The organism is Roseateles sp. GW821-FHT09B06 (genome assembly GCF_059418245.1).
In genome coordinates, this window is record NZ_JBWKPM010000027.1 from 13,280 (window position 1) to 38,631 (window position 25,352).

The window sequence follows — 25,352 nt, forward strand, 5'->3', positions numbered from 1 at the left end:
TGGGGGCCGGTTTGAGCCGACGCGGCCTGCTGGCCTGCGCGGCGGCGCTGCTGGCACTGGCGACGGCGCGCGCCGCGGCCGGCGCCGAACTGCCGGACCTGCTGCTGCGCAATGTCATGGTCATCGATGTCGACGACGGCCGACGCCTGCCGCAGCGCGACATCGCGATGCGTGCCGGCCGCATCGTCGCCATCGTCGCGCACGACGCCGCACGACCGCTGCCGGCGCGCACGACGGTCGATGGCACGGGCAAGTTCGCGATTCCGGGCCTGTGGGACATGCATGTGCACTTCGGCGGCGGCGAGGCGCTGATCGAGGAGAACCGCAATCTGCTGCCGCTCTATCTGGCGCATGGCATCACCGCGGTGCGCGATGCGGCCGGCGATCTCAGCCCCAGCGTCTTCCAGTGGCGCGACGAGATTGCCGCGGGCCAGCGCCTGGGCCCGACGATCTTCACCTCGGGGCCGAAGATCGAGGGCATAGGCTCGATCTGGCCCGGCGACATCGAGGTTGCGACGACGCAGCAGCTGGATGCGGCGCTCGACCAGCTGCAGCAATGGCAGGTCGACTTCGTCAAGATCACCGACGACAAGCTCTCGCCCGAGCTGTTTCTGCAGGCCCTGGCCAAGGCGCGGGCGCGCGGCCTCAAGACCTCGGCGCATATCCCGATGGTGGTGCCGGTGGCCCAGGCCAGTGCCGCCGGGCTGGGCTCGATCGAGCATCTGGCCTATGCCTACAAGGCCGGTGCGCCGAACGAGGCGGCGCTGAGCGAGCGCTTCAAGGCCGGCGAGCTGAGCAGCCAGCAGCTGTGGGCCGAGGTCGCGGCCAGCTTCGAGCCGGCGGCCGCCAGCGCGGCCTACCGGCAACTGGCGGCGCATGGCACGGCGGTCACGCCGACGCTCAACGGCAGCCGCGTCATCGCCTATCTGGATCAGGACGACCATGCCGCGGATGACTACCTGAAGTACATCGGGCCGGGTCTGCAGGCCACCTATGCCGGGCGCGTGGCGCGCGCCCGCAAGGACGATGCGGCGGCGGTCAAGCGCCGCCACCAGCGCTTCGAGCGCATGGCGGCGATATTGCCGCTGCTGCAGCAGGCCGGGGTGAAGATTCTTGCCGGCACCGATGCCGGTTTCCTCAACTCCTACAACTACCCCGGCATCGGCCTGCACGAGGAGCTGGCGCTGTTCGTGCGCTACGGCCTGACGCCGCTGCAAGCGCTGCAGGCCGCGACCCGCAACGGTGCCGAGTTCCTCGGCCGCGGCGCCAGCCACGGCAGCATCGCGGTCGGCAAGGTGGCCGATCTGCTGCTGCTGGAGGCCGACCCGCTGCAGGACATCAGGGCGACGCGCCGCATCGCGACGCTGATACTCGGCGGCCAGGTGTTCGACCGCCGCGCGCTGGACGCCATGCTGGAGGATGTGCGCCGGCGCGTGGCGGCAGCGACGCCGGCGCCGCGCTGAGCGCGCTGAGCGGGCGTCTGCCGCGGCGGGCCAAGGTCCTTACTTACCGACATTGACCCAGCGCACCTCCAGCCAGTTGTCGGCGCGGTGCACCACGTCGACATTCTTGCGTGCGGCCCAGGGGATGAACTGGCGGTGCAGCGGAATGTAATGCACCTGCTCGGCCTGGCGCTGGAACACCTTCTTGATGATGGCCTTGCGCTTCTCGGGGTCGGCCTCGACGCTGGAGGCCGCGACCAGGGCGTCGAGCTCGTCGTCCCTGAAGTTGCCGCGGTTGTATTCGCCGACGCCCTTCTCGCCGCGGTTGCGGTAATGCGAGGTGAAGATGCTCTCGGGGTCGGTGATCGAGCCGCCCCAGCCGAACATATAGATCGAGGTGTCGAGCTTCTCCACCTTGTTGAAGAACTGCGCCTTGGGCTGCGCGTTGACCTTGGTCTTGATGCCGATCTTGGCCCATTGCGAGGCCAGGGTCACGCAGATGCGCTCGTCGTTGACATAGCGGTTGTTCGGGCAGTCCAGCTGCACCTCGAAGCCCTGCGGGTAGCCGGCGTCAAGCAGCAGCTTCTTCGCGGCATTGAGGTCATAGGGCAGGCGCTTCTCGATCTCGGGATCGTTGAAGCTGCCCAGCGGCGAGGGCACGACCGCGCCGGTGGGCGCGGCCTGGCCGTTCATCAGCTTGTCCTTGATCGTGACGATGTCGATCGCCTGGTAGAGCGCGCGGCGCACGCGCTGGTCCTTCAGCGGGTTCTTGCCCTTGACGCTGCTGTAGAGCAGCTCGTCACGGCCCTGGTCCATGCCGAGGAAGATGATGCGGTTCTCCGGGCCATTGATGATCTTGACGCCCGGCGTGGCGGCCAGCTTCTCGAGGTCGCGCGGGGCGGGGTCGAGCACGAAGTCCACCTCGCCGGAGACCAGGGCCGCGGTGCGGGTGGCGTCGCTCTTGATCGGCGTGTAGTCGATCTGCTGGACATTGCCCTCGATCTTGCCCCAGTAGTTGGGGTTGCGCTTGTAGACCGTCTTGCTGTCCGGCGCGCGGCTCACCAGCTGGAAGGGGCCGGTGCCATTGGTGTTGAAGGCGGCGAAGCTTTCTTCCTTGTTGGCGAAGTCCTGGGTCTTGGTGGCCTTGTTCTCCTCGGCCCAGGCACGGCTCATGATGTAGAGCGTGTTGATGTGCTCCAGGAAGATCGGATTCGCCCTGGGCAGCGTGAATTCGACGGTCAGGTTGTCGATCTTCTTCGCCTCGCCCAGCGCATTGGCGTAGACGGCGATCTGCGAGCTGGGCTGCTTGGCGCGCTCGAGCGAGAACACCACGTCGTCGGCGGTGAGGGGCTTGCCGTCGTGGAACCTGACGTTCGGGCGCAGCTTGAAGGTCCACTTCAGCGCGCTGTTCTGCTTCCACTCGGTCGCCAGCTGCGGCACCAGCTTCAGGTTCTTGTCGCGCGCGACCAGGAACTCGTAGACCTGGCCGTTGAACACATTGGTCAGCGACTCGTTCTGCGCATAGGGGTCCAGGGTCAGCGGATCGCCGGCGCCGGCCCAGCGCAGGGTCTGGGCCGGGGCGGTTGTGGCGGCGGCCAGCAGGGCCAGGGCGAGCAGGGTTCTTTTCTTCTTCATCATCAAGACGGCAATTCCCGGTGTGATTGGTCGGCCGTGCGAGTCTACGCACAGCCAGCGGTCAAGACCCCACGCATTGCAACAATGCTTATGCGCTGGGTGGAGATCCTGGGCGCAGGGCGAACGCAAGCCTGCCCGATACTTGGGGTCTTTGCTCCTCCTCTAGAGTCGCGGCGAGGCCGCGCTGCCGCGCGTCCCGGCCCTGACCCACCCTCCGATGACCCTGCTCCGTTCGCTCCTGTCCCGGCTTGCCCTGCTGAGCCTCATCCTCCTCCCCGGCATGGCCCTGGCCCAGGGCGCCGTGGTCACGACCGAGCAGGTGCGCGCCGAGTTGGTGGCGCATGCGCCGGAGGGCGTCGAGGCCGGCAAGCCCTTGTGGCTGGGTCTGTTGATCAAGCACCAGCCGCATTGGCATACCTACTGGAAGAACCCCGGCGACTCGGGCCTGCCGACCCGGCTGGACTGGCAACTGCCGGCGGGCGTCACGGCCGGCGAGATCCAGTGGCCGGTGCCGCAGCGCCTGCCGGTGGGGCCCCTGGTCAACTATGGCTACGAGGGTGAGCTGCTGCTGGCCGTGCCGATCACCGTCGGCCCCGAGTTCAAGGGTGAGACCCTGGACATCAAGCTGATGGCCGACTGGCTGGTGTGCAAGGAGGTCTGCATTCCCGAGTCCGGCGAGTTCGCGCTGAAGCTGCCGGCCGCCGCCGCGACCGCCGGCCATGCGGCGCTGTTCGGCCAGGCCCGGGCGGCGCTGCCGCGGGCGCTGCCGGCCAAGGTGGCCGCCCGGCTGGACGCTCGGAGCCTGCTGCTGGACATCGAAGGCCTGCCGGCCGCCTGGCGCGGCAAGACCTTGCTGGCCTTCCCGGAGGAGGCCGGCGTGTTCGACCATGCGGCCGCGCCCGCCCAGCAATGGGATGGCGAGCGCCTGAGCCTGACCCTGCCGATCTCGGCCCAGCGCAGCGAAAGTCCGGCCCAATTGGCCCTGGTGCTGCGCCCGGCCGGCCCGTCCGATGGACCCGATGGAAGAGGCGGCCGCGTCGGCTATGCGCTGGCCGCCTGGCCGGCGACCCCAGGCGCCGCGCCCGCGCCGGCCCTGCAGCCGGCCGACGCAGCCGCAGCCGCAGCAGCGCCCGCGCCGGCCCCGATCGCGCTGGCCCTGCTGCTGGCCTTTGCCGGCGGCCTGCTGCTGAACCTGATGCCCTGCGTGTTCCCGGTGCTGTCGCTGAAGGTGCTGGGCTTTGCCCAGCATGCCGGCGAGCGCCGCCTGCTGCTGGCCGGCGGCCTGGCCTACACGGCCGGCGTGGTGCTCTCCTTCCTGGCGCTGGCTGGCCTGCTGCTGGTGCTGCGCTCGGGCGGCGCGCAGCTGGGCTGGGGCTTCCAGCTGCAGTCGCCGTTGTTCGTCGCCGGCCTAGCCCTGCTGTTCGGCCTGATCGGCCTGAACCTGCTGGGCGTGTTCGAGATCCGCGCGGTGCTGCCGGGCAATCTGGCCGGCGCGCGCGCCGCCAACCCGGTGCTGGACCATGGCCTGACCGGGGTGCTGGCGGTGGCGGTGGCCTCGCCCTGCACCGCGCCCTTCATGGGCGTGGCCCTGGGTGCCGCGCTGACCCAGCCGGCCCCGCAGGCGCTGGCCATTTTCGCTACCCTGGGCCTGGGCATGGCCGCGCCCTATCTGGCCGTCAGCCTGTGGCCGGGTCTGGCGCGCGCGCTGCCGCGCCCGGGGGCCTGGATGCGCCACTTCAAGATCCTGATGGCCTTTCCGATGTTCGCCACCGTGCTGTGGCTGATGTGGGTGCTGGGCCAGCAGGTCGGCATCGACGGCGCGATCGCCCTGCTGGGCCTGCTGCTGGCCGTGGCGCTGGCGGCCTGGGTGTTCGGCGCGCCGGATCTGCAGGCGCGCGGCCGCACGGTGTTGGGCGGCCTGGCGCTGCTGATCCTGGCGGGCACGGCCTGGTGGGCCTGGCCGGCGCTGCGCGAGGCGCCGGCGGCCGCGGTGCAGGCGGAGGCCCAGGCCCAGGCCGGCGGCTGGCAGCCCTGGTCGCCCGACAAGGTGGCCGCGGCCCAGGCCGAGGGCCGCATGGTGCTGGTGGACTTCACCGCGGCCTGGTGCGTGACCTGCCAGTTCAACAAGCGCAGCACATTGGCCGACGCGCAGCTGGTGGCCGATATGCGGGCCAGGAACGTGCTGCTGCTGCGCGCCGACTGGACCCGCCGTGACGCCGCGATCAGCCAGGAGCTGAGCCGCCTGGGGCGCAGCGGCGTGCCGGTCTATGCCGTCTACGCGCCGGGCGCTGGCGCGCCCAGGCTGCTGCCCGAGATCCTCAGCGTCGCGCTGCTGCGCGACGCGCTGTCGCTCTGAGGGGTTCCCGACCGATCGATCCTCAACCCTCACTCTCAAGGAGGCTTGTATGAAGCAATGGATGAGCGCAATCGCATTGGGCCTTGCCGCCATGGCCGCCACCGGTGCCGCCCAGGCCAATGCCGTCGTGGGCCAGGCCGCGCCGGCCTTCAGCATCACCGACAGCCAGGGCAAGACCGTCAGCCTGGCCGACTACAAGGGCAAGCATGTGGTGCTGGAATGGGTGAACCCCGGCTGCCCCTTCGTGCAGAAGCACTACAACAGCGGCAATATGCCGTCCACCCAGCAGGGCGCCACCGGCCAGGGCGTGGTGTGGCTGGCCGTCAGCTCGACCGCCAGGAGCGCCAGCGACTACAGGCCGCCGGCCGAACTGGAGGCCTGGATGAAGAGCAAGCGGGCGGCCCACAACGCGACCCTGATGGACGATGACGGCAAGCTCGGCCGGGCCTATGGCGCGCGCACCACGCCGCATATGTACCTGATCGATCCGGCCGGCAAGCTGATCTATGCCGGCGCGATCGACTCCAAGCCCACGGCCAACGCGGCCGACATCAAGACCGCGGTGAACTATGTGAGCCAGGCGGTGGGCGAGGCCCTGGCCGGCAAGCCCCTGAGCCAGCCGACCTCGACGCCTTACGGCTGCTCGATCAAGTACGCGGGTTAAAAGGACCACCCCCTACCGGCTGCGCCGGCCCCCTCAAGGGGGCCGAAGCCGGACACGAACAGTCCTGAGGACTGTTCGTGCCTGCTGAGGGCCAGGGCCTCCGGCCTTGGCGAGCCCGTAGGACCGGCAAAGCCGGATCCTCGGGCTCCGCTGGAGGGGCCGCGGCCCTGCGGGCGCGGTCCGGGGGGCTTAAGCCTTGTCGTCGCCGGAGGCCTGGCGCGGCGGGCGGTTCTTCTGGCCACCGCCGCCACCTTCGCGCCGCGGCGGGCGCTGGCCGCCATCGCGGCGACCTTCATTGCGCCGGTCATGGCGGCGCTCGCCCTGCGGCTGCGCTGCGCGGCGGATGCGGTCTTCCTCGGCTTCCTGCTTGGCGATCTCCAGCAGGCCGTCCAGCTCTTCCTCCGCCACGCCCTTGAGCGCGCAGAAGTTGGCACGCGTCAGCGTGGTGGTCTGGAAATCGCGCAGCAGCGCTGCGCGGTTGCGGCGCTGCTGCTGCTCGAGCGCGCGCCGCTCCTCGACGATGCCGCGGCGGCGTGTCAGTTCGGCAACGGCGGCCTCGCGGTGTTCGGCGCTCAACTCGCCGGCGGGATTGCCGTCGAGGTCGAAGCGCTCGCTGGCCTTGCTCAGCGCGATCAGGTAGCCGGTACCACCGGTGTAGCGGCGCAGCACGGCCGACAGCAGCTGCTTGCTGAACTGGCCCGGAGCGCGCTCCTGGATGTCGGCCTGGATGCGCAGCTTCAGGGGCTTGTGGGCGCCATCGAACAAGGCAGGGAACAGGGCCTTGAGCTGCTGCAGGGCGGCGGCCGGGGTCATTTCGACGGCGGCTTCGGTGCCGGGGTTCGGGGAGGACGACATAAGAGGAACGTGGTTCGAGAAACCGAATCGCGATAGAAAAGGAAAGGCTGGATTGTGCCTACTGTGGCGCGCCGGGCGCAAACCCCAGCGGGCCGCAGATGCGATTGCGCCCCGCCTGCTTGGCGGCGTAGAGCAGGGCATCGGCCTCGGCCAGCCCGTCCTCCAGCCTGGCGTGGCGCGCCAGATCGGACAGCCCCAGGCTGGCGGTGACCGCCAGACCGGGCGCCAGCGCCGCCCAATCGTGCCGCTCGATGGCCTGGCGCAGGCGCTCGCAGATCTGCCAGGCATCGGCCAGGGCCACGCGGTCCAGCATGATCAGGAACTCCTCGCCGCCGTAGCGGGCGGCCAGGTCCTGGGCGCGGCAATGGGCCTGCAGCAGCGTGCCGAACTGGCGCAGCGCGCGGTCGCCCATGGCGTGCGAGTGGCGGTCGTTGATGGCCTTGAAGTGGTCCAGGTCGATCAGCGCGACGCACAGCGGCTGGCCCTCGCATCGGGCGGTCCCGAAGCGCAGATCCAGATGGGCGTCCAGGCTGCGCCGGTTGGCCAGGCCGGTCAGCGCGTCCTGCAAGGCGTCACGGCCCAGCGCCTCGGCGCGCAGGGCCAGTTCCTCGTTGGCCAGGCGCAGCGCCTGGGCCTGCAGCCGCTCGGTGGCGGCCTCGGCCAGCGCGCGTTCGGTCTCCAGCCGCACCGCCAGCGCCTTGGCGCGCTGCTGGGCGCCGTTCAGCGCCAGCTCGCTGCGCAGCGCATGAAAGCGCTTGTAGAGCGCCAGCGCCGGGGCGAAATCGCCGGCCTGCTCGGCCAGCGCGGAGGCCAGCTCGTAGAGCGGGATCAGCAGGCTCTTGGCGCGCGCCTGCTCGCCGATGGCCAGCCCCTCGGCGGCGATGGCGCGGGCCTGCTCCAGATCGCCGGCTTCGCGGTACATCAGCGCCAGGTACTGGGCGCGCTGCACCTTGCTGCCCTGGTCGCCGCTCTGCTGCGCCAGCTGCAGCTGATGCGCGAAGGCCGCGTGCGCTTCGGCGCGGCGCCCCAGCAGGGCCAGCGCCGCGCCGCGGTTGCTGTGCGCCACCACCTGGATGCTCTGCATGCCGGCGGGCTCGGCGATCGCCAGCGCGGCATCGTTGAAATCCAGCGAGCGCAGCAGGGCGGCCTCGGCCGCCTCGGCATGGCCGTCCAGCAGCAGGGCCTCGCCCAGGTCCAGCTCATGGCCGGCCAGGTTGGCGCGCGTGATCGCGCGCATGCGCGGCCGGCCGGCGCGTTCGGCCAGGCCCAGCGCGCGCTGGTGCCAGTCCAGCGAGGCCTCGTTGTTGCCGAGCTCGCCGTAGACGATGCCCAGCAGGTTCATCGCGTCGTACAGCAGTTCCTCATCATCGCCGGCCTGGCAGGTGGGCAGGGCGGCCTCCACGTCGATCAGGGCCTGGTCGTTGTCGCCGACGCTCCAGCTGGCGCGGGCCGAGGCGACGCGGCTGCGTGCCTGCAGCATCTCGTCGTCCAGCGACTGGCTGAGGGTCAGGGCACTGGCGGCATGGGCGGCGGCCTGGCTGTGCTCGCTCTGGCGCTGGGCGGCATGCGCCAGCAGGACATGCGCATGCACCTCGGCCGGCAGGTCGTCGGCGGCGCGGGCGCGGTCCAGCAGCAGGGCGGCCAGGCGCCGGCATTCGGCCCATTGCTCGGCGCCATAGGCATGGCGGGCGGCAGTCAGCAGATCGGGCAGCGCTGGAGCCGGTGCGTTGGGCGGCAGTGGATGGCAGGCGGTCGTCGGCACGTCGGGCCGATGATAGGGCCCGCAGTGGCCGGGCCGCTGCATCGCAAGGGCCCGAAACTGCTCAGGTCGTGTGATCTTTGGGTTTGGCGCAGGCTGGTTTGCAGATCAGCTCGGTGCGGCCCAGCACGCGCTTGGATTGCAGGCTGCTGGGCGGGCGGTGTTTGCCGCATTTGAAGCAGGAGCGGGTGTGGCCGCTGCCGAGGAAGGGCGAACCGCCCAGCTTCGACTCATAGCGCAGCCCGTCGTCGCTCACGCTGGTGAAGGTGTCTTTGCTCATTGTTGTGCCCGCTCCGGTTCACATATCCCTCTGCGAAGATATTAGGCCGGGCGCGCGAGACAACGCTATCTCGCTTGTACCCATGTGATGTCATAAACCACGTGCAATCTGTCACGATATGGGAATGACGGGCCGGCCAACGCACAATCGCGCCTTCCGCCGAGCGGCGGCATGATTCCCCGGACGAGATGGCCAAACTGTTTTTTCGCTATGCCGCAATGAATGCCGGCAAATCGACCGCGCTGCTGCAGGTGGCACACAACTACGAGGAGCGCGGCCATCGGGTGCGCATCTTCACGGCCCAGTTGGACGACCGCTACGGGCGCGGCCATGTCACCTCGCGCCTGGGGCCGCAGCGCGCGGCCGAGGTGTTCGGCGAGGCCACGGATTTCCTGGCCGAGAACCGGGCGCAGCCGGGCGTGGCCTGCATCCTGGTGGACGAGGCGCAGTTTCTCGCCAAGGCCCAGGTCTGGGCCCTGCACGAGCTGGCGCATATCCACAATGTGCCGGTGATCTGTTACGGGTTGCGCACCGACTTCCGCGGCGAGCTGTTCCCGGGCTCGGCCACGCTGCTGGCGCTGGCCGACGAGATGGATGAGATGAAGACCATCTGCGACTGCGGCCGCAAGGCGACGCTGAACGCGCGCCTGGACGCCGACAACCGCCGCATCACCGAGGGCGCGCAGGTGGAAATCGGCGGCAATGCCCGCTACCGGGCGGTCTGCGGGCGCTGCTTCAGGGCGAACTGACCCACCCCCTATGCGCTCCTCTACGCGCTTCCGCCCCCTCAAGGGGGCGAGCGAGCCGCTTACTTCTGGGCGAGTTGCTCGTCCAGTTCCTTGCAGCTGGGTGCGCAGACGGGCTGGGACTTGCCCAGCAGCTTCTTGGACTTGAGCATGGCGCGCGGCCTGTGCTTGCCGCACAGGAAACACGACATGGTGGCCGCTCCGAACGAGGAGGTCGCCGCGAAGGGCGAGCCCGGTGCTTTAGAGCGGTAACGCAGACCATCCGCTTCGATGGTGGTTTTAGTACTGTCCTTGGCCACGCTGGTCCTGTAGTGAGGAGGAGAAGAAATGCCTGCGACGGCGGGGCGGCTGCTGGACGCCGGGCGGCGCCGCAGACGCTATTTTCGTCGATTCCGACCGTCGCGCCCTGAGACCGGTATTTTCCATCATGCGGGCGCATGCCGGAATGAGGGTTCTCGGCGGGCCGTTCAGCGTCCGTTGAAGCGCGGCGCGCGCTTCTCCTGCCAGGCGCGCACGCCCTCGGCCAGGTCCTCGGAGGCGTTGGCGCGGGCGATGTCGGCGGCCAGTGCCGCGGCATCCAGCCGCCCCGCGGCAATCGCGTTCAGATGCCTCTTCATGCCCAGCAGGGCCAGCGGCGCGGCCGCCAGCAGGCGCTGGCACAGCGCGTCGACCGCCTGCTGCAGCGCCGGGCCGTCATCCAGCAACTGATCGAGGAAGCCGCAGTCGCGCATGGCCGCGGCGTCCAGCGTCTGGCCGGCCAGCAGCACCCGCTTGGCGGCGGCCAGGCCCAGGCGGTTCACATAGCGCTCCAACCCGCCGCGATAGAAATGCAGACCCAGGCGCGCGGCCGGCACGAACATTTCACAGGCCCGCGTGCCGAGGCGGAAGTCGCAGGCCAGCGCCAGGTCGGTGGCGCCGCCATAGACGCCCCCCTGGATGGCGGCCACCGTCACCGGCCGGGCGTTCTCCCAGGCATTGGCCAGGGCCTCGAACAGCGCGCCGGCGTCGACGCCCGGCACCGCGTCGATGTGGAAGCCGCTGCAGAAATGCCTGCCCTGGGCGTCGAGCAGCAGCACGCGCACGCCCGGATCGGCCTCGATGCGGGCCAGATGCCGGGTCAGGGCCTGCAGATCGCCCAGTTCGAGCCGGTTGGCCACGCGCGGGCGCCGCAGCGTGATGCGGGCGAATGGGCCTTCGACCTGCAGCAGCGGGAGTTGGTGTTGGGAATCTGGCATGGCGGACATGGGCGCAGTCTAAGATCCCGGCCCGCACCACCGTGTCTCTTGCCGCCCACGAGGCCTTTCCTGAAAACGCCCATCCTGCGCTCCTCGCTGCTTGCCCTGGCGCTGCTTGTCCTGCCTCAAGCCCGGCTGGCGGCGCAGCCCGAGCTGCGTGTCGTGGCCGGCGAGTACCCGCCCTTCATCGGCGCGCAGTTGCCGGGGCAGGGACCGATGAGCGTCGAGATGCTGCGCCTGCTGCGGGCCGCCGGGGTGACGCCTAGGCTGTTGCCGCTGGTGCCCTGGCCGCGCGCGCTGGCGATGCTGCGCTCCGGCGAGGCCGAGGTGAGTTACGGCTGGGGCCTGGCGCCGGAGCGCGAGGCCGAGTTCCTCAGCAGCCGGCCCTTCTTTCGCAGTCCGCGCAAGTTCTTCGCGCTGGTGGGGCACAAGCCGTACATCGACGCCGACGATCTGGCGGGCAAGAGCCTGTGCCTGCCCCAGGGCTACACGCTGCCGCCGGAGATCGCCCCGCTGTGGCACCGGCGCGCGTTCCGCCTGGAACGGCCGGCGACGGCGCCCGCCTGCTTCCGGATGATGCAGGCCGGCCGGGTGGACTATTTCTTCCAGGCCGAGCCGGTGGGGCGTCTGCTGATCGAGCAGGCCGGACTGGGCGGGCAGATCCGGCCGGCCGCCAATGTCGTGGGCCAGGCCGAATTCCACATCCTGGTGCCGCGCCAACTGCCGGGCGCCGCCGCCCTGATCCAGCGCCTGAACGAGGTGATGGTCGAGCCGCCGCGGGCCGCCGGCCGCTGAACGCCGGCCTGCGAAAACAATTTCGACCGACTGGTCGGACGAAATTTGCGCTTTGTCAATGCGGCCTCGTACTAAGGGCTTTCCCCCGGTTTTTGTTTAGAGTGAAACGCAAGAAGCCGGCCCGAGCCGGCATGGCGGTGCGGAGACAGGCATTCATGGACTTCACGATTGCGAGCATCCTGGCGCTGGACGGCGTGACCAACGGGGCGATCTACGCCCTGCTGGCGCTCAGTCTGGTGCTGGTTTTTGCGGTGACGCGGGTCATCTTCATCCCCCAGGGCGAGTATGTCGCCTTCGGGGCGCTGACGATGGCGGGGCTGCAGCTGGGGCAGACGCCGCTGACCATCTGGTTCCTGCTGGCGATGGCCGTCGGCGTGGCCGTGCTGGACCTGTGGGCCGGCTGGCGCGCCGGGCGGCCGCTGGCGGGCCTGCTGGGCACGGTGGGCATGGCGGCGGCGCTGCCGCTGGCGATCGGCCTGCTGGCCCTGTGGGCCGCACCGCTGAAGCTGCCGCTGCTGCTGCAGGCCCTGCTGACCCTGGCGATCGTGACGCCGATGGGCCCGCTGGTCTACCGCCTGGCCTACCAGTCGCTGGCCGACGCTTCGGTGCTGGTGCTGCTGATCGTCTCGATCGGCGTGCATTTCGCGCTGACCGGCCTGGGCCTGGTGTTCTTCGGCGCCGAGGGCTCGCGCAACCCGAGCTTCTGGGATGCCAGCTTCAGCCTCGGCCCGCTGTCCCTGTCGGGCCAGACCCTGATCATCATCGGCGCCTCGCTCGCGCTGATCGTGCTGCTGTGGCTGTTCTTCGAGAAGAGCCTGTACGGCAAGGCGCTGCGCGCCACCGCGGTGAACCGCCTGGGCGCGCGCCTGATGGGCATCTCCAGCACGGCCGCGGGCAAGCTCTCGTTCACGATGGCGGCCTTCATCGGCGCGCTCTCCGGCCTCTTGATCAGCCCGACCACGACGATCTTCTATGACAGCGGCTTCCTGATCGGCCTGAAGGGCTTCGTCGCCGCGGTGTTCGCGGGCCTGGCCAGCTATCCCGGCGCGGCGGTCGGCGCGCTGCTGGTGGGCCTGCTGGAGTCGTTCAGCTCCTTCTGGGCCAGCGCCTTCAAGGAGGTGATCGTGTTCACCTCGATCCTGCCGGTGCTGCTGTGGCGCTCGCTGCGCGATCCCCATAAAGACGAAGAGTGACATGAGCGACCACCCCCTACGCGCTTCGCGCGCCCCCTCCAGGGGGCGACATCGGCAGCCCGGCAAGGCCGGATCTGCGGTGTCCGCTCGGACGGCTTCGGCTGGTGCAACGAGATTGCCGTGCAGCGGCATGGATGACTGAAATGCGCAAGTTCCTTCCTTTGGCAGGCGCCGCCCTGCTGTTCGCCCTGCCCGTGCTGCCGGTGCCGGAGTTCTGGATCACGCAGCTGAACTACATCGGCCTGTTCGCGCTGGTGGCGCTGGGCCTGGTGCTGCTGACCGGCGTCGGCGGCCTGACCTCCTTCGGCCAGGCGGCCTTCGTGGGCCTGGGCGCCTACACGACCGCGGTGCTGAGCACCAGCTACGCCGCCTCGCCCTGGCTGGCCCTGCTGCTGGGCCTGCTGATCACCGGCCTGGTGGCCCTGGTGCTGGCCCTGCTGACCTTGCGCATGTCGGGCCACTACCTGCCGCTGGCCACGATCGCCTGGGCGCTGAGCCTGAATTTCTCGATGGCGAACATGGACTTCCTCGGCAAGTACGACGGCATCCAGGGCCTGCCGGCGCTGCAGTTCCTGGGCTGGAGCCTGCAGGACGGCCGTTCGATCTACTACCTGATCTGGGTCATCGCCATCCTGGCCGCCTTGGGCGTGCGCAACCTGCTGGACTCGCGCCCGGGGCGCGCCATCCGCGCGCTCAACGGCGCGACCACGATGGCCGAGGCCATGGGCGTCTCGACCTTCCGCTACAAGGTCGTGATCTTCGTGCTGGCGGCCCTGCTGGCCTCGGTCTCGGGCTGGCTGTTCGCGCATTTCCAGCGCACCGTGAACCCCAGCCCCTTCGCGCTGAAGATGGGCATCGAGTACCTGTTCATGGCCGTGGTCGGCGGCGTCGGCACGGTCTGGGGCGCCTTCATCGGTGCCGGCGTCGTGAAGATCATCGAGGACCAGCTGAAGGAAGTGCTGCCGGTCCTGCTGGGCAGCAACGGCAACTTCGAGATCATCGTGCTGGGCGTGGTGCTGGTGCTGATGCTGAAGTACGCGCCCAAGGGCCTGTGGCCCTATGTCGTGGCCTTTGCCGGGCGCTGGCTGCCCGCCGCCGCGCGCCAGCGCGACTGGCTGGACGCCGCGCCGCTGGCGGCGCGCGACAAGCCGCGCCTCGGCGAGCTGCTGCTGGACGTGGACAAGGTCAGGAAGCAGTTCGGCGGCCTGGTGGCGGTCAATGATGTGTCATTCCAGATCCGCGCCGGCGAGATCGTCGGCCTGATCGGCCCGAACGGCGCCGGCAAGTCCACCACCTTCAACCTGGTCTCCGGCGTGCTGTCGCTGACCAGCGGCGCGGTGGCCTTCCGCGGCCAGGCGGTCGGCGGCCTGGCCTCGCGGGAGATCGCGCGGCGCGGCATGTCGCGCACCTTCCAGCATGTGAAGATGATCGCCGACATGACGGTGCTGGAGAACGTGGCGCTGGGCGGCTATCTGCGCAGCACCAGCGGCACGGCGCGCGCGATGCTGCGGCTGGACCGCGACGAGGAGAAGCGCCTGTTCAAGGAGGCCGAGCGCCAGCTGCTGCGCATCGGCATGGGCGACAAGATGTTCGAGCTGGCCGGCAACCTGGCCCTGGGGCCGCAGCGCCTGATGGAGATCGCCCGCGCGCTGTGCACCGATCCCGCGCTGCTGCTGCTGGACGAGCCGGCCGCCGGCCTGCGCCACAAGGAGAAGCAGGCCCTGGCCGAGGTGCTGCGCCAGCTGAAGGGCGAGGGCATGAGCATCCTGCTGGTGGAGCACGACATGGAATTCGTGATGGGCCTGACCGACCGCATCGTCGTGATGGAGTTCGGCACCAAGCTGATCGAGGGCTCGCCCGAGGAGGTGCAGGCCAGCCCTGCCGTGCGCGCCGCCTATCTGGGAACGGAACACTGACATGGCCAACGATCTGCTGAACGTCACGGACCTGCATGCCGGCTATGGCCGCGCCGAGGTGCTGTCGGGCCTGAACCTGCGCCTGCCGCAGGGCGCGGTCGTGACCGTGATCGGCCCCAACGGCGCCGGCAAGAGCACCACCCTGAACGCGCTGATGGGCGTGCTGCCCGCCAAGGGTCAGGTCTTGTTCGGTGGCGAGGACATCTCCGCGCTGACGCTGGAGGAGCGCGTGATGAAGGGCCTGGCCCTGGTGCCCGAGAAGCGCGAGCTGTTCACGACGATGAGCGTCGAGGACAACCTGGTGCTGGGCGGCTTCCGACCGATGAAGCTGGGCCAACGCGACTGGCGCGAGGGGCTGGAGCAGGTCTACCGGCTGTTCCCGCGCCTGCAGGAGCGCCGCGCGCAACTGGCCGGTACGCTGTCCGGCGGCGAGCGCCAGATGCTGGCGGTGGGCCGCGCGCTGATGAGCCGCCCCAAGGTGCTGATGCTGGACGAGCCCAGCCTCGGCCTGGCGCCGCTGATCGTCAAGGAGATCTTCCGCATCGTCGCCACCTTGCGCGACACCGGCGTCTCGATCCTGCTGATCGAGCAGAACGCGCGCGCTGCGCTGGAGGTGGCCGACTACGGCTATGTGCTGGAGACCGGCGAGATCGGCCTGGAGGGGCCGGCGCCCGAGCTGGCGCGCGACCCGCGCGTGATCGAGACCTATCTGGGCGCGGCCAAGAAGGCCGCGGCCTGAGGCCGTGTCGGCCTAGTCCGACAAGCGAATCCGGCCCGCGCCGATGCGGGCCGCGCGGGTGGCGCCTTAGCCTTTCGCCCATCGATGGCCGCCTCCGGCGCCATCAAGGACAAGGAAAGGCTTTGGCATGAACCCTACCCGCAATTCCCTCTTGATCGCGGCCGCCGCCGCGGCTCTGCTGGCCGGCTGCGGCCGTCAAGACCAGGAGATCATGGCCGACCCGCCGGCGGCCGGCGTGGCGCCCGCCGCCGCCCCGCAGTCGCCCGCCGATGCCGCCATCACGGCCGATATCCAGGCCAAGTTCGCGGCCGATGCCGAATTGAGCCCGCTGGCCATCCGGGTGCGCACCCGCGACGGCCTGGTCGAGCTGGACGGCAAGGCGCCCGATGCCAAGGTGCGCGACCATGCCACCCGCGTGGCCGCCAAGGCCAAGAACGTGCTGAGCGTGGACAACCACATGGCGGTGCCGCGCAGCAGCTGATCGGCGCGCGGCGGCTCAGGCCTGGCCGGGGCAGCCGTCGGCGCCGGCCGCGAACATCTGCTGCGCGCGCCGCGTGACCTCCTCGGGCGTCGGGTCCTCGATATGGGTGGCGACCATCCATTTGTGGCCATAGGGGTCGGTGATCTGGCCGGCGCGGTCGCCCCAGAACTGGTCCTGCACCGGCATGTCGAGCTTGGCGCCGGCGGCCACGGCGCGCTCCACCGCCGCATCGACGTCCGGCACATAGACCACGCTGCAGGAGCCCGAGCCGCCCAGGCTCAGCGGGCTCAGCGCGCCGTATTGCGGGCGCTCCTCGCTGAGCATGAAATGCGCCGGGCCGACCGTCATCTCCGCATGCATCAGGCCGTCCGGCGCGTCCAGGCGCAGGCCCAGCTTGGCGCCGAATACCCGCTCGTAGAAGCTCAGCGCATCGGCCGCGCCGCGCACCGTCAGGTAGGGGATGGCGCCGTTGCCGGGCGGCACCGGGTCGACCGCCGTCGGCGCATGGGGGGCCTGCTGCGCGGCGAGGCGCTCGCGCTGCCGCTCTTCCTGCGCGCGCAGCTCCGGCGTGAATTCGGCGCCGAAGTCCTCGGCCTCGAAGACCTGGCGCAGTTCGATCTCGCAATCCTGCTCCATCGGATTGGGGCAGCGCTTGATCCATTCGATCGCTTCGTCGCGCGACTTGACCTGCCAAATCCAGAAACCGGCGACCAGCTCCTTGGTCTCTGCGAAGGGGCCGTCGACAACGCGGCGCTCCTTGCCGCTGAAGCGGACCCGCGCACCCTTGCTGCTGGGCTGCAGGCCCTCGCCGGACAGCATCACGCCGGCCTTGATCAGTTCCTCGTTGAACTGGCCCATCTCGGTGAGCAGGCGCTCACTCGGCATCTTGCCCGTCTCGCTGTCGGCGGTGGCCTTGATCATCACCATGAATCGCATGTCGTCTCTCCTGAAAGGTTGCGGGGCAAGGCAGCTTGTGCCTCCTTGCCACGACGTGCAAGCCCGGCCGGAATCGACAGGCAGACAAGGAAATCTTGGAGGGATCCACGCAAGACCCAAGGAGTTTGTCATGCCCCGCAGCACCTGGAGCGCCAAGCGCGAACGTCAGTACCAGCACATCAAGTCCGCCCTCGAAGCTCGCGGCAAGAGCGAGGACCTGGCCGAGGAGATCGCCGCCCGCACGGTCAACAAGGAGCGGGCGCGGCATGGCGAGTCCCTGAGTGCCAGTCGCAGCTCGCTGGAGGACATCTCCTCGGGCCAGCGCGGCGGTCTGCGCTCGCACCGCGGCGAGGGCGGGCGCACCTATGCCCAGCTCTACAACGAGGCCCGGCAGCGCGGCCTCAAGGGGCGCTCCGGCATGAACAAGGCCCAGCTCGAGCGGGCCCTGCGGCATTGAGCTGGCTCAGCCCTGGGCTTCGAACAGCTCCACCGCCCAGTCGACGAAGACGCGCAGCTTGGCATTGAGGTGGCGGTTGGCCGGGTAGAGCAGGTGCAGCGGATGGCGCTGGCGCGTCCACTCGTCCAGCAGCGGCACCAGGGCGCCGCTCTGCAGATGGGGGCGGGCCATGAAGGCGAAGGTCTGGCCCAGCCCCAGGCCGGTCAGCAGCGCGTTCAAGTGGGCCGTGCTCTCGTTCACGGCCAGGGTCGCCGGGCCGCGGATCTCGATCTCGGGGTCGTCCCCACGCTTGAAGTACATGGGGAAGGGGCGGCCGGTCAGCGACGAGAAATACTGCAGCAGCCGATGCGGCCCCAGCACCATCAGCTCCTCGGGATGGCGCGGCCGGCCATGGCGGCGCAGGTAGTCGGGGCTGGCGCAGGTGACGTACTCCAGTTCCGTCAGATGGCGCGCCACCAGCGATGAATCCGGCAGCGCGCCGCCGCGGATCACGCAGTCCACCCCCTCGCTGATCAGATCGGTCGGCCGGTCGCTGACGCCCAGCTCCAGCTGGATGTCGGGGTAGCGCGCCCGGAAGTCCGGCAGCGCCGGGATCAGGATCAGATTGGCCAGCGAGGAGCCGATGTCCAGGCGCAGCCGGCCCCGGGGGCGCGCGCGCGTGTTGGCCGCCGCCGCGTCCATGTCCTCCAGCTCGCTGATCAGGCGGATGGCGCGCTCGTAATAGGCCGCGCCCTCGGGCGTCACCGAGACGCGCCGCGTGGTGCGCTGCAGCAGCTTGGCACCCAGATGCGCCTCCAGGTTCTGGATCAGCTTGGTGGCCGTGGGCTTGGGCAGGTTCAGCGAATCGGCCGCCTTCGCGAAGGTGCCGGCCTCGGCAATGCGCACGAACACGCGCAGGGCAAGCAACTGGTCCATCTCGGGCTCTCCTTCCCATCATCAAGCATCGATTATTTATCGTTGGAAATTGACAAATGGTTTTCTGAAATATCCATTAAGCAATGAGCCTGTCCATGGTTCGCCTGCCGACGCATCGCCTGGAGAACCCGGACGGCAGCATGGCCAGAGCTCGTGAGCCGGATCGCCCTGGTTGCCGGCGGGCGCGCCCCGGGGGGCGATCAGCGCCCGGCGCGGCGCCGCAGCTGCCGCTCCAGCAGCGCGAACAGGCCCTCGATCAGCAGGGCCAGGGCGGCGGCGGGCAGGGCGCCGGCGATCAGCAGCTGGTGGTCGTTCAGCGCCAGGCCGGTGACGATGCGCTCGCCATAGCCGCCGGCGCCGATGAAGGCGGCGATCGTCGCCGTGCCCACCGCGATGCTGGCGGCGGTGCGCACGCCGGCGAGTATGGTCGGCAGCGCCAGCGGCAGCTCGATCAGGCGCAGGCGCTGCCCGGCACTCAGCCCCAGGGCCTGGCCCGCCAGCTTGAGCCCGCCCGGCACCTCGGCCAGGCCCACGCAGGTGTTGCGCATGATGGGCAGCAGCGCGTAGAGCGTCAGCGCCAGCAGGGCCGGCAGCGCGCCAATGCGGTCCACCAGCGAGATCAGCGCCGCCAGCAGGGCCAGCGAGGGCACGGTCTGCAGCATGCCGCAGGCGCCCAGCATCAGGCCGCGCGGCCCGGCATGCGGGGCCACCCAGGTGGCCAGCGGAATGCCCAGCAGCGCCGCCAGGCCCACCGAGGCCAGCACCAGGGTCAGGTGTTGCGCGGTGAGCCGCGCCAGATCGGCGCCGAACAGCTTGGCGGTGAAGCCGCCGCCCGCGCCCGGACTCGCGGACTGGCTCTGGCGGCCGGCCAGGAAGTCGCGCGCGATCGCCTCGAAGCCGCGCCCCTGCAGCTCGGCCTGGGCATTCATCGCGATCATCGCGCGCTCGTCGATGCGGCCGGCCAGGCCCTGCAGCGCGGCCCAGGCCGCGGGATGGCGCTGCGGCAGGTCGAGCCGGTACAGCAGCAGCGCGTCGTAGCGCGGGAAATAGGCGAGGTCGTCCTCCAGCACCCGGAGCCCCAGATGGTCGATCTTGGCGTCGGTGCTGTAGATGTCGATCACGTCGACCTGGCCGCCGGCCACCGCGTCGTAGGCCAGGCCGTGATCCAGTCCGGTGGGGCGCTGCGGCAGGCCATAGCGCCGGGCCAGGCCGCCCCAGCCGTCGCTGCGGCCGATGAACTCGTTGGAGAGGCCGAGCCTCAGCGTCGGATGGCGGGCCAGGTCGGAGAGCCTGGCGATGCCCAGCTGCCGGGCGCGCTCGGCCCGCATCGCCAGCGCATAGCCGTCGTTGAAGCCCAGCGCGACGTCCACGCCCAGGCCAAGGGGCTTCAACTGCGCGCGCATCGCGGCCAGGTTCGAGGGCCGGTCGTTCTTCAGGATCTCCTGGTCGATGGTGCCGGCGTACTCGGGATAGAGATCGATGCTGCCGTTGCGCAAGGCCGCATAGACGATGGCCGTATTGCCCAGGCCGGCCTGCACCTCGACCGGGCCGTGGCGCTGCGCGGTCTGGGCCAGCAGCTGGGCCAGGATGTAGCTTTCGGTGAAGCGCTTGGAGCCGATCTTCAGCGGTTCGGCATGGCCGGCGGACAGGGCCAGCAGCAGGCCGAGGGCAGGGAGCAGGCGACGGAGCATGGCCGCAGCATCGGTGATGCCGCGGCCTGCGGTCAAGCCGCGGCGCCGGCGCTCAGAAGCCCCAGGCGAAGGGGTCTCCGGGCTGGAACACCAGCGTGGCGTCCAGGTTCACATGGGCGCGACCGCGGATCGTCGGCAGGATGCGGCCGTCGGCGTCGGCCCGGTAGCTGGCCTCGAACACGCTGCCGATCACGCTCTCCTGCCGCCAGGCTTGGCCGGGCGCCAGCTTGCCGTCCGCGGCCAGGCAGGCCAGCTTGGCGCTGGTGCCGGTGCCGCAGGGGCTGCGGTCATAGGCCTTGCCGGGGCAGAGCACGAAGTTGCGGCCCTGGTGGGAGGGATCCTGCGGCGGGCCGAGCAGCTCGATATGGTCGATCTCGGCGCCCTCGGCGCCCTCGGCGCCGCCGATGCCCTGCTCGCGCAGGGCCTGGCGCAGCGCCCAGGACAGCTCGGTCAGCGGCTCGACCTGGTCCGGCCTTAGTGCCAGGCCATGGTCCTCGCAGAGGAAGAACCAGTTGCCGCCCCAGGCCACGTCGCCATGCAGCGTGCGATCACCGAGGCGGACGGGGACCTGCCTGGCCAGCCGGTAGGCCGGCACGTTGTCGATGGCGACGCTGCCGTCCTCGAACAGGGTGGCGCGGATGCGGCCGACCGGGGTCTCGATCAGGTGCTCGCCGGGGGCGATGCGGCCCAGGTAGGCCAAGGTGGCGATCAGGCCGATGCTGCCGTGGCCGCACATGCCCAGGAAGCCGACGTTGTTGAAGAAGATCACGCCGGCCGTGCTGTCCGGCAGTTCGGGCTCGCAGAGCAGGGCGCCGACGATCACATCCGAGCCGCGCGGCTCGTTGACCACGGCGCGGCGCCAGGCATCGTGCCGCGCGCGAAAGCGTGCCAGGCGTTCGGCCATCGAGCCGCCGCCCAGGTCCGGGCCGCCGGCCACGATCACGCGGGTCGGTTCGCCGCCGGTGTGGGAGTCGATGATGCGGGTGCAGGGGTTGGCGGTGTTCATTCGATGACGGCTTGAGCGAACTGGCGCAGATAGTCCATCAGCGCATCGCTGGCCTGGGCGGCGGCGTCGCCGTCGCCGGCCGCGATTGCCTCGGCCAGCACGAGATGCCGCTGCGCCCCCTGGCGGATGTCGCCCTGGTGGCGGTAGGCATACCAGAAGCGCCGGCACTGGATCACCATCGGCACGATGGCGGCCACCGCGAAGGGGCTGCGGCAGGCGGCATGGTTGACGCGGTCCAGCGCCTGGTCGGCCTCCATATAGCCGGCCAGGTCCTCCTGCTCGCTGGCCCGCACCATCGCGCGGGCCTGGGTCAGCAGGGCCTCGCGCTGGTCGGGCGCGGCGCGGCGTGCCGAGGTGGTGGCGATCAGACGCTCCAGCACGCGGCGCGCCTCGATCAGGTCCAGGTGTTCGGCCAGCATCAGGTCGCCGACGCGCAGGCCGCGGCGCGGCAGCTGCACGATCAGGCCGTTGGACACCAGGCGCATCAGGGCTTCGCGCGTGGGCGTACGGCCCAGTCCGGTGCGCTCGATCAGCTCGGCCTCGACGATCGGCGCGCCGGGCCTGAGCTGCAGGGTGGCGATCATGGTTTCCAGGGCGTCGTAGGCCTGGTCGGCCACGCGGCGCTTGGGGTCGCTGGGTTCGGTCATGTCGCCATCATCGCCGGGTGGGACGGAGCCCAAGCGCGCGCATCTTGTTAATATATTTGTAGAATATTTTTTGAATTGACGCCTGTCAACCCCACATGGCTGGGCGTGGCGGAGTGCCCGGGACGCCCGCTTACAATCCAACGTTCTTCCGTCCGCGCCAGGACGGGCTTCATCAAAGGGATACCGACGTGTTTATTTCCAACGCTTTTGCCCAGGCCGCTCCGGCCGCCACCGGCGGCACCGAGTCCAGCTTGCTGAGCATGCTGCCGCTGGTGCTGATGTTCGTGGTGCTGTATTTCGTGATGATCCGGCCGCAGATGAAGCGCCAGAAGGAGCACAAGGCCATGATCGAGGCGCTGGCCAAGGGCGACGAGATCGTCACCGCGGGCGGTCTGCTGGGCAAGGTGGCCAAGCTGGGCGAAAGCTATGTGACCCTGGAAGTGGCCACGGGCGTGGAACTGCAGGTGCAGCGCTCGGCCGTGGTGCAGGTGCTGCCCAAGGGCACGGTCAGCAAGTAAGCCGCCCAGCGAGCGCTCGCTGGCGAGACTCCGGACGGGCCGTCCTCGGCCCGCCCATCCAGCCCGGCACCCTGCGGTGCCGGCTCCCGTTTCAGGCCCCGGCCTGAGAGGACGTCCCCATGAACCGTTATCCGCTGTGGAAGTACGCGATCCTCGTCATCGCGCTGCTGATCGGCACCATCTACACGCTGCCCAACTTCTTCGGCGAGGCGCCGGCCGTCCAGGTTTCCAGCGGCAAGGTCACCGTCAAGGTCGATAGCGGCATGGTGGGCCGGGTCGAGCAGGCCCTGAAGGAGGCCGGCATCCAGGCCGACTTCGTGCAGTTCGACGGCAATTCGGTGAAGGCCCGTTTCGGCGACACCGACACCCAGCTGAAGGCCAAGGACATCATCGGCAGGGCGGTCAACGCCGACCCGGCCGACCCGAGCTATATCGTCGCGCTGAATCTGCTGTCGCGTTCGCCGCAATGGCTGACCAGCCTGCATGCCTTCCCGATGTACCTGGGCCTGGATCTGCGCGGCGGCGTGCATTTCCTGATGCAGGTCGACATGAAGGCGGCCCTGACCAAGAAGGCCGAGGCCCTGACCGGGGACGTGCGCAGCCTGCTGCGCGAGAAGAACATCCGCCATGCCGGCATCAGCCGCGATGGCAACAATGTGGTGCTCGCCTTCCGCGACGTCGAGACCATGAATGCCGCCCGCGGCGTGCTGACCGACGTCATCACCGACGTGCAATGGACGCCCGCCCCGCCCGGCGCCGAGCCCGGCCTGACCGGCAGCCTGAAGCCGCAATCGCTGGTGGCGGTGCAGGAAGCCGCGCTGAAGCAGAACATCACGACGCTGCACAACCGCGTCAACGAGCTGGGCGTGGCCGAGCCGGTGATCCAGCAGCAGGGGCTGGACCGCGTGGTCGTGCAGCTGCCGGGCGTGCAGGACACGGCCAAGGCCAAGGACATCATCGGCCGCACCGCCACCTTGGAGCTGCGCATGGTGGACGACAGTGCCGAGGCCCAGGCGGCCCTGAGCGGCTCCGGCCCCGTGCCCTTCGGCACCGAGCGCTTCATCGACCGCGGCTTCGGGCCCATCATCGTCAAGCGCCAGGTGGTGCTGACCGGCGACAACCTGAACGACGCCCAGCCCGGCTTCGACGAGAACCACAACCCCTCCGTGAACCTGAAGGTGGACGCCAAGGGCGCCCGCATCATGAAGGAGGTCTCGCGCGAGAACATCGGCAAGCGCATGGCCATCATCCTGTTCGAGAAGGGCAAGGGCGAGGTCGTGACGGCGCCGAACATCCGCAGCGAGCTGGGCAACAGCTTCCAGATCACCGGCGCGATGACCACGCAGGAGGCCAACGACACCGCGCTGCTGCTGCGTGCCGGCTCGCTGGCCGCGCCGATGGAGATCATCGAGGAGCGCACCATCGGCCCGAGCCTGGGGGCCGAGAACATCGCCAAGGGCATCTCCTCGGTGGTATGGGGTTTCGCCGCGGTGGCCGCCTTCATGTGCGTCTACTACATGCTGTTCGGCCTGTTCTCGGCGCTGGCGCTGGGCTTCAACCTGCTGCTGCTGCTGGCCGTGCTGTCGATGCTGCAGGCCACGCTGAGCCTGCCGGGCATCGCCGCGATCGCCCTGGTGCTGGGCATGGCGATCGACGCCAACGTGCTGATCAATGAGCGCATCCGCGAGGAGCTGCGCGGCGGTGCCAGCCCGCAGGCGGCCATCCATGCCGGCTATGAGCGCGCCTTCGCCACCATCCTGGACTCCAACGTGACCACCTTGATCGCCGGCGTCGCGCTGCTGGCCTTCGGCTCCGGCCCGGTCAAGGGCTTCGCGGTGGTGCATTGCCTGGGCATCCTGACCTCGATGTTCTCCTCGGTGGTGTTCTCGCGCGCCCTGGTGAACCTCTGGTACGGCCGCCAGAAGAAGCTGAAGTCGCTGGCCATCGGCCAGGTCTGGAAGCCCGAACCCGACGCGCCCAAGGCCTGAGCAGGAGACAAGACATGGAACTGTTCCGCATCAAACGGGATATCCCGTTCATGAAGCACGCGTTGATCTTCAACGCGATCTCCTTCATCACCTTCGCCGTGGCCGTGTTCTTCCTGGTCACGCGCGGCCTGCATTACTCGATCGAATTCACCGGTGGCACGGTGATCGAGGTGGCCTACCCGCAGGCGGCCAACATCGAGAAGACCCGCCACACGATCGAGCAGATGGGCTTCGGCGAGGTCCAGGTGCAGAACTTCGGCAGCTCGCGCGACGTGATGGTGCGCCTGCCGGTGCGCTCGGGCGAGAAGCAGACCGAGGTGGTGGACAAGGTGTTCGCCGCGCTGTGCAAGGCCGAGTCCGGCGGCATCAGTCAGCACCAGCAGGTCACCGACAAGGGTGAATCGGTCAGCAAGCAGATCTGTACGGCTTCGGCGGCCGGGGCCGCCCAGGCCGAACCGATCAAGCTGTCGCGCTCCGAGGTGGTGGGTCCGGCGGTCGGCGAGGAGCTGGCCTGGGATGCCGCCAAGGCCCTGCTGTTCACCGTGGTGGGCATCGTCATCTACCTGGCGATCCGCTTCGAGTGGAAGTTTGGCGTGGCCGGCATCATCGCCAATCTGCACGACGTGGTCATCATCCTGGGCTTCTTCGCCTTCTTCCAGTGGGAGTTCTCGCTGGCGGTGTTGGCGGCGGTGCTGGCGGTGCTGGGCTACTCGGTGAACGAATCGGTGGTGATCTTCGATCGGGTGCGCGAGGCCTTCCGCAAGTACCGCAAGATGAACACCCATGAGGTGATCGACCACGCGATCACCTCGACGATGAGCCGTACCTTCATCACCCACGGCTGCACCCAGCTGGTGGTGCTGTCGATGCTGATCTTCGGCGGCCCGACCCTGCACTACTTCGCGGTGGCGCTGACCATCGGCATCCTGTTCGGCATCTACTCCTCGGTGTTCGTGGCCGCGGCGCTGGCGATGTGGCTGGGCGTCAAGCGCGAGGATCTGATCAAGGGGCCGATCAACAAGGAAGATCCCGATGATCCCAACGCCGGGGCGGTGGTGTAGAGTCTTTTGCATTCCACGCACCGCCTGAACACGCCTA

At 69.5% G+C, this 25,352-nt stretch carries 24 protein-coding genes and 1 pseudogene; 13 read left to right on the top strand and 12 right to left on the bottom strand.

The genetic code is table 11. The annotated features are described in order from the left end of the window. Positions 1-11: 11 nt before the first annotated feature. A complete protein-coding gene (locus AC07OQ_RS19525; RefSeq protein ID WP_495054811.1) occupies positions 12-1,463 on the top strand; it encodes an amidohydrolase family protein in 1,452 nt (483 codons plus the stop codon). A 39-nt stretch (positions 1,464-1,502) separates the two neighbouring features. Here the strand turns inward: AC07OQ_RS19525 and AC07OQ_RS19530 are convergent, their stop codons facing one another. Next, positions 1,503-3,080 carry an ABC transporter substrate-binding protein gene (locus tag AC07OQ_RS19530; protein WP_495054812.1) on the bottom strand — a complete coding sequence of 526 codons (1,578 nt, stop codon included), beginning with the start codon at positions 3,078-3,080 and terminating at the stop codon, positions 1,503-1,505. A 214-nt stretch (positions 3,081-3,294) separates the two neighbouring features. On the opposite strand from AC07OQ_RS19530, the gene AC07OQ_RS19535 reads away from it, so the two are divergent. Together AC07OQ_RS19535 and AC07OQ_RS19540 are read left to right on the top strand one after the other, a co-directional pair. After that, the gene (locus tag AC07OQ_RS19535; protein WP_495054813.1) at positions 3,295-5,433 is read left to right on the top strand and encodes a protein-disulfide reductase DsbD family protein; all 2,139 of its coding nucleotides are present in this window, start codon (positions 3,295-3,297) and stop codon (positions 5,431-5,433) included. 61 nt (positions 5,434-5,494) lie between these two features. Continuing rightward, entirely contained in the window at positions 5,495-6,097 is a 603-nt protein-coding gene (locus tag AC07OQ_RS19540) for a thioredoxin family protein (RefSeq protein ID WP_495054814.1), read from the top strand. A gap of 189 nt (positions 6,098-6,286) precedes the next feature. Here the strand turns inward: AC07OQ_RS19540 and AC07OQ_RS19545 are convergent, their stop codons facing one another. The 3 genes from AC07OQ_RS19545 to AC07OQ_RS19555 all read right to left on the bottom strand — a co-directional run bounded on the left by AC07OQ_RS19545 (position 6,287) and on the right by AC07OQ_RS19555 (position 8,991). Then, on the bottom strand, positions 6,287-6,952 hold the full coding sequence (locus AC07OQ_RS19545; RefSeq protein WP_495054815.1) for a ProQ/FINO family protein: 666 nt from the start codon (positions 6,950-6,952) through the stop codon (positions 6,287-6,289). A gap of 58 nt (positions 6,953-7,010) precedes the next feature. After that, positions 7,011-8,714 carry a diguanylate cyclase gene (locus AC07OQ_RS19550; protein WP_495054816.1) on the bottom strand — a complete coding sequence of 568 codons (1,704 nt, stop codon included), beginning with the start codon at positions 8,712-8,714 and terminating at the stop codon, positions 7,011-7,013. A gap of 61 nt (positions 8,715-8,775) precedes the next feature. Next, positions 8,776-8,991: a hypothetical protein gene (locus AC07OQ_RS19555; RefSeq protein WP_495054817.1), complete on the bottom strand. Its 216-nt coding sequence runs from the start codon at positions 8,989-8,991 to the stop codon at positions 8,776-8,778. Between the two features lie 188 nt (positions 8,992-9,179). Between AC07OQ_RS19555 and AC07OQ_RS19560 the strand changes: the two genes are divergently transcribed. After that, a complete protein-coding gene (locus tag AC07OQ_RS19560) occupies positions 9,180-9,740 on the top strand; it encodes a thymidine kinase (RefSeq protein WP_495054818.1) in 561 nt (186 codons plus the stop codon). A 59-nt stretch (positions 9,741-9,799) separates the two neighbouring features. Here AC07OQ_RS19560 and AC07OQ_RS19565 read toward each other — a convergent pair whose 3' ends face one another. Together AC07OQ_RS19565 and AC07OQ_RS19570 are read right to left on the bottom strand one after the other, a co-directional pair. Next, positions 9,800-10,036, bottom strand: a complete 237-nt coding sequence (locus AC07OQ_RS19565) for a hypothetical protein (protein WP_195795907.1) — start codon at positions 10,034-10,036, stop codon at positions 9,800-9,802. Between the two features lie 168 nt (positions 10,037-10,204). Then, positions 10,205-10,981: an enoyl-CoA hydratase/isomerase family protein gene (locus tag AC07OQ_RS19570; protein ID WP_495054819.1), complete on the bottom strand. Its 777-nt coding sequence runs from the start codon at positions 10,979-10,981 to the stop codon at positions 10,205-10,207. Positions 10,982-11,020: 39 nt separating this feature from the next. Between AC07OQ_RS19570 and AC07OQ_RS19575 the strand changes: the two genes are divergently transcribed. From AC07OQ_RS19575 to AC07OQ_RS19595, 5 genes are all read left to right on the top strand, one after another. Next, complete coding sequence (locus AC07OQ_RS19575) at positions 11,021-11,767, top strand: substrate-binding periplasmic protein (RefSeq protein ID WP_495054820.1); 747 nt, start codon at positions 11,021-11,023, stop codon at positions 11,765-11,767. 155 nt (positions 11,768-11,922) lie between these two features. Further along, positions 11,923-12,960, top strand: a complete 1,038-nt coding sequence (locus tag AC07OQ_RS19580) for a branched-chain amino acid ABC transporter permease (RefSeq protein ID WP_495054821.1) — start codon at positions 11,923-11,925, stop codon at positions 12,958-12,960. 143 nt (positions 12,961-13,103) lie between these two features. Further along, entirely contained in the window at positions 13,104-14,876 is a 1,773-nt protein-coding gene (locus AC07OQ_RS19585) for a branched-chain amino acid ABC transporter ATP-binding protein/permease (RefSeq protein WP_495054822.1), read from the top strand. 1 nt (position 14,877) lies between these two features. Beyond that, complete coding sequence (locus tag AC07OQ_RS19590) at positions 14,878-15,615, top strand: ABC transporter ATP-binding protein (RefSeq protein WP_495054823.1); 738 nt, start codon at positions 14,878-14,880, stop codon at positions 15,613-15,615. Positions 15,616-15,742: 127 nt separating this feature from the next. Next, a complete protein-coding gene (locus tag AC07OQ_RS19595) occupies positions 15,743-16,096 on the top strand; it encodes a BON domain-containing protein (RefSeq protein WP_495054824.1) in 354 nt (117 codons plus the stop codon). Between the two features lie 15 nt (positions 16,097-16,111). On the opposite strand, the gene AC07OQ_RS19600 is transcribed toward AC07OQ_RS19595, so the two are convergent. Both AC07OQ_RS19600 and AC07OQ_RS19605 read right to left on the bottom strand, forming a co-directional pair. After that, complete coding sequence (locus AC07OQ_RS19600) at positions 16,112-16,579, bottom strand: VOC family protein (RefSeq protein ID WP_495054859.1); 468 nt, start codon at positions 16,577-16,579, stop codon at positions 16,112-16,114. A 24-nt stretch (positions 16,580-16,603) separates the two neighbouring features. Beyond that, a pseudogene (locus tag AC07OQ_RS19605) lies at positions 16,604-17,032 on the bottom strand (YciI family protein); the annotation flags it as partial. 130 nt (positions 17,033-17,162) lie between these two features. On the opposite strand from AC07OQ_RS19605, the gene AC07OQ_RS19610 reads away from it, so the two are divergent. After that, entirely contained in the window at positions 17,163-17,489 is a 327-nt protein-coding gene (locus AC07OQ_RS19610) for a plasmid stabilization protein (RefSeq protein WP_495054825.1), read from the top strand. A 6-nt stretch (positions 17,490-17,495) separates the two neighbouring features. Here AC07OQ_RS19610 and AC07OQ_RS19615 read toward each other — a convergent pair whose 3' ends face one another. The 4 genes from AC07OQ_RS19615 to AC07OQ_RS19630 all read right to left on the bottom strand — a co-directional run bounded on the left by AC07OQ_RS19615 (position 17,496) and on the right by AC07OQ_RS19630 (position 21,748). Continuing rightward, positions 17,496-18,404, bottom strand: coding sequence for a LysR family transcriptional regulator (locus AC07OQ_RS19615; RefSeq protein WP_495054826.1), 909 nt, complete (start codon positions 18,402-18,404; stop codon positions 17,496-17,498). 200 nt (positions 18,405-18,604) lie between these two features. Further along, entirely contained in the window at positions 18,605-20,095 is a 1,491-nt protein-coding gene (locus AC07OQ_RS19620) for an ABC transporter permease/substrate-binding protein (protein WP_495054827.1), read from the bottom strand. 52 nt (positions 20,096-20,147) lie between these two features. After that, positions 20,148-21,101, bottom strand: coding sequence for a proline racemase family protein (locus AC07OQ_RS19625; protein ID WP_495054828.1), 954 nt, complete (start codon positions 21,099-21,101; stop codon positions 20,148-20,150). Next, a complete protein-coding gene (locus AC07OQ_RS19630) occupies positions 21,098-21,748 on the bottom strand; it encodes a GntR family transcriptional regulator (protein ID WP_495054829.1) in 651 nt (216 codons plus the stop codon). The genes AC07OQ_RS19625 and AC07OQ_RS19630 overlap by 4 nt, the downstream gene beginning before the upstream one ends. A 188-nt stretch (positions 21,749-21,936) precedes the next feature. Between AC07OQ_RS19630 and yajC the strand changes: the two genes are divergently transcribed. From yajC to secF, 3 genes are all read left to right on the top strand, one after another. Beyond that, entirely contained in the window at positions 21,937-22,266 is a 330-nt protein-coding gene (gene yajC, locus AC07OQ_RS19635) for a preprotein translocase subunit YajC (protein ID WP_495054830.1), read from the top strand. Positions 22,267-22,385: 119 nt separating this feature from the next. Then, positions 22,386-24,254 carry a protein translocase subunit SecD gene (gene secD, locus AC07OQ_RS19640; protein ID WP_495054831.1) on the top strand — a complete coding sequence of 623 codons (1,869 nt, stop codon included), beginning with the start codon at positions 22,386-22,388 and terminating at the stop codon, positions 24,252-24,254. A 14-nt stretch (positions 24,255-24,268) separates the two neighbouring features. Continuing rightward, positions 24,269-25,315, top strand: coding sequence for a protein translocase subunit SecF (secF, locus tag AC07OQ_RS19645; RefSeq protein WP_495054832.1), 1,047 nt, complete (start codon positions 24,269-24,271; stop codon positions 25,313-25,315). Positions 25,316-25,352 lie beyond the last annotated feature (37 nt).

What these genes read in the sequence shown, in the direction of transcription:
- AC07OQ_RS19530 (WP_495054812.1), bottom strand. Translation starts at nt 3,080, where the DNA reads ATGATGAAGAAGAAAAGAACCCTGCTCGCCCTGGCCCTGCTGGCCGCC.
- AC07OQ_RS19535 (WP_495054813.1), top strand. Translation starts at nt 3,295, where the DNA reads ATGACCCTGCTCCGTTCGCTCCTGTCCCGGCTTGCCCTGCTGAGCCTC.
- AC07OQ_RS19540 (WP_495054814.1), top strand. Translation starts at nt 5,495, where the DNA reads ATGAGCGCAATCGCATTGGGCCTTGCCGCCATGGCCGCCACCGGTGCC.
- AC07OQ_RS19545 (WP_495054815.1), bottom strand. Translation starts at nt 6,952, where the DNA reads ATGTCGTCCTCCCCGAACCCCGGCACCGAAGCCGCCGTCGAAATGACC.
- AC07OQ_RS19555 (WP_495054817.1), bottom strand. Translation starts at nt 8,991, where the DNA reads ATGAGCAAAGACACCTTCACCAGCGTGAGCGACGACGGGCTGCGCTAT.
- AC07OQ_RS19560 (WP_495054818.1), top strand. Translation starts at nt 9,180, where the DNA reads ATGGCCAAACTGTTTTTTCGCTATGCCGCAATGAATGCCGGCAAATCG.
- AC07OQ_RS19570 (WP_495054819.1), bottom strand. Translation starts at nt 10,981, where the DNA reads ATGTCCGCCATGCCAGATTCCCAACACCAACTCCCGCTGCTGCAGGTC.
- AC07OQ_RS19580 (WP_495054821.1), top strand. Translation starts at nt 11,923, where the DNA reads ATGGACTTCACGATTGCGAGCATCCTGGCGCTGGACGGCGTGACCAAC.
- AC07OQ_RS19585 (WP_495054822.1), top strand. Translation starts at nt 13,104, where the DNA reads ATGCGCAAGTTCCTTCCTTTGGCAGGCGCCGCCCTGCTGTTCGCCCTG.
- AC07OQ_RS19590 (WP_495054823.1), top strand. Translation starts at nt 14,878, where the DNA reads ATGGCCAACGATCTGCTGAACGTCACGGACCTGCATGCCGGCTATGGC.
- AC07OQ_RS19595 (WP_495054824.1), top strand. Translation starts at nt 15,743, where the DNA reads ATGAACCCTACCCGCAATTCCCTCTTGATCGCGGCCGCCGCCGCGGCT.
- AC07OQ_RS19610 (WP_495054825.1), top strand. Translation starts at nt 17,163, where the DNA reads ATGCCCCGCAGCACCTGGAGCGCCAAGCGCGAACGTCAGTACCAGCAC.
- AC07OQ_RS19615 (WP_495054826.1), bottom strand. Translation starts at nt 18,404, where the DNA reads ATGGACCAGTTGCTTGCCCTGCGCGTGTTCGTGCGCATTGCCGAGGCC.
- AC07OQ_RS19620 (WP_495054827.1), bottom strand. Translation starts at nt 20,095, where the DNA reads ATGCTCCGTCGCCTGCTCCCTGCCCTCGGCCTGCTGCTGGCCCTGTCC.
- AC07OQ_RS19625 (WP_495054828.1), bottom strand. Translation starts at nt 21,101, where the DNA reads ATGAACACCGCCAACCCCTGCACCCGCATCATCGACTCCCACACCGGC.
- AC07OQ_RS19630 (WP_495054829.1), bottom strand. Translation starts at nt 21,748, where the DNA reads ATGACCGAACCCAGCGACCCCAAGCGCCGCGTGGCCGACCAGGCCTAC.
- secD (WP_495054831.1), top strand. Translation starts at nt 22,386, where the DNA reads ATGAACCGTTATCCGCTGTGGAAGTACGCGATCCTCGTCATCGCGCTG.
- secF (WP_495054832.1), top strand. Translation starts at nt 24,269, where the DNA reads ATGGAACTGTTCCGCATCAAACGGGATATCCCGTTCATGAAGCACGCG.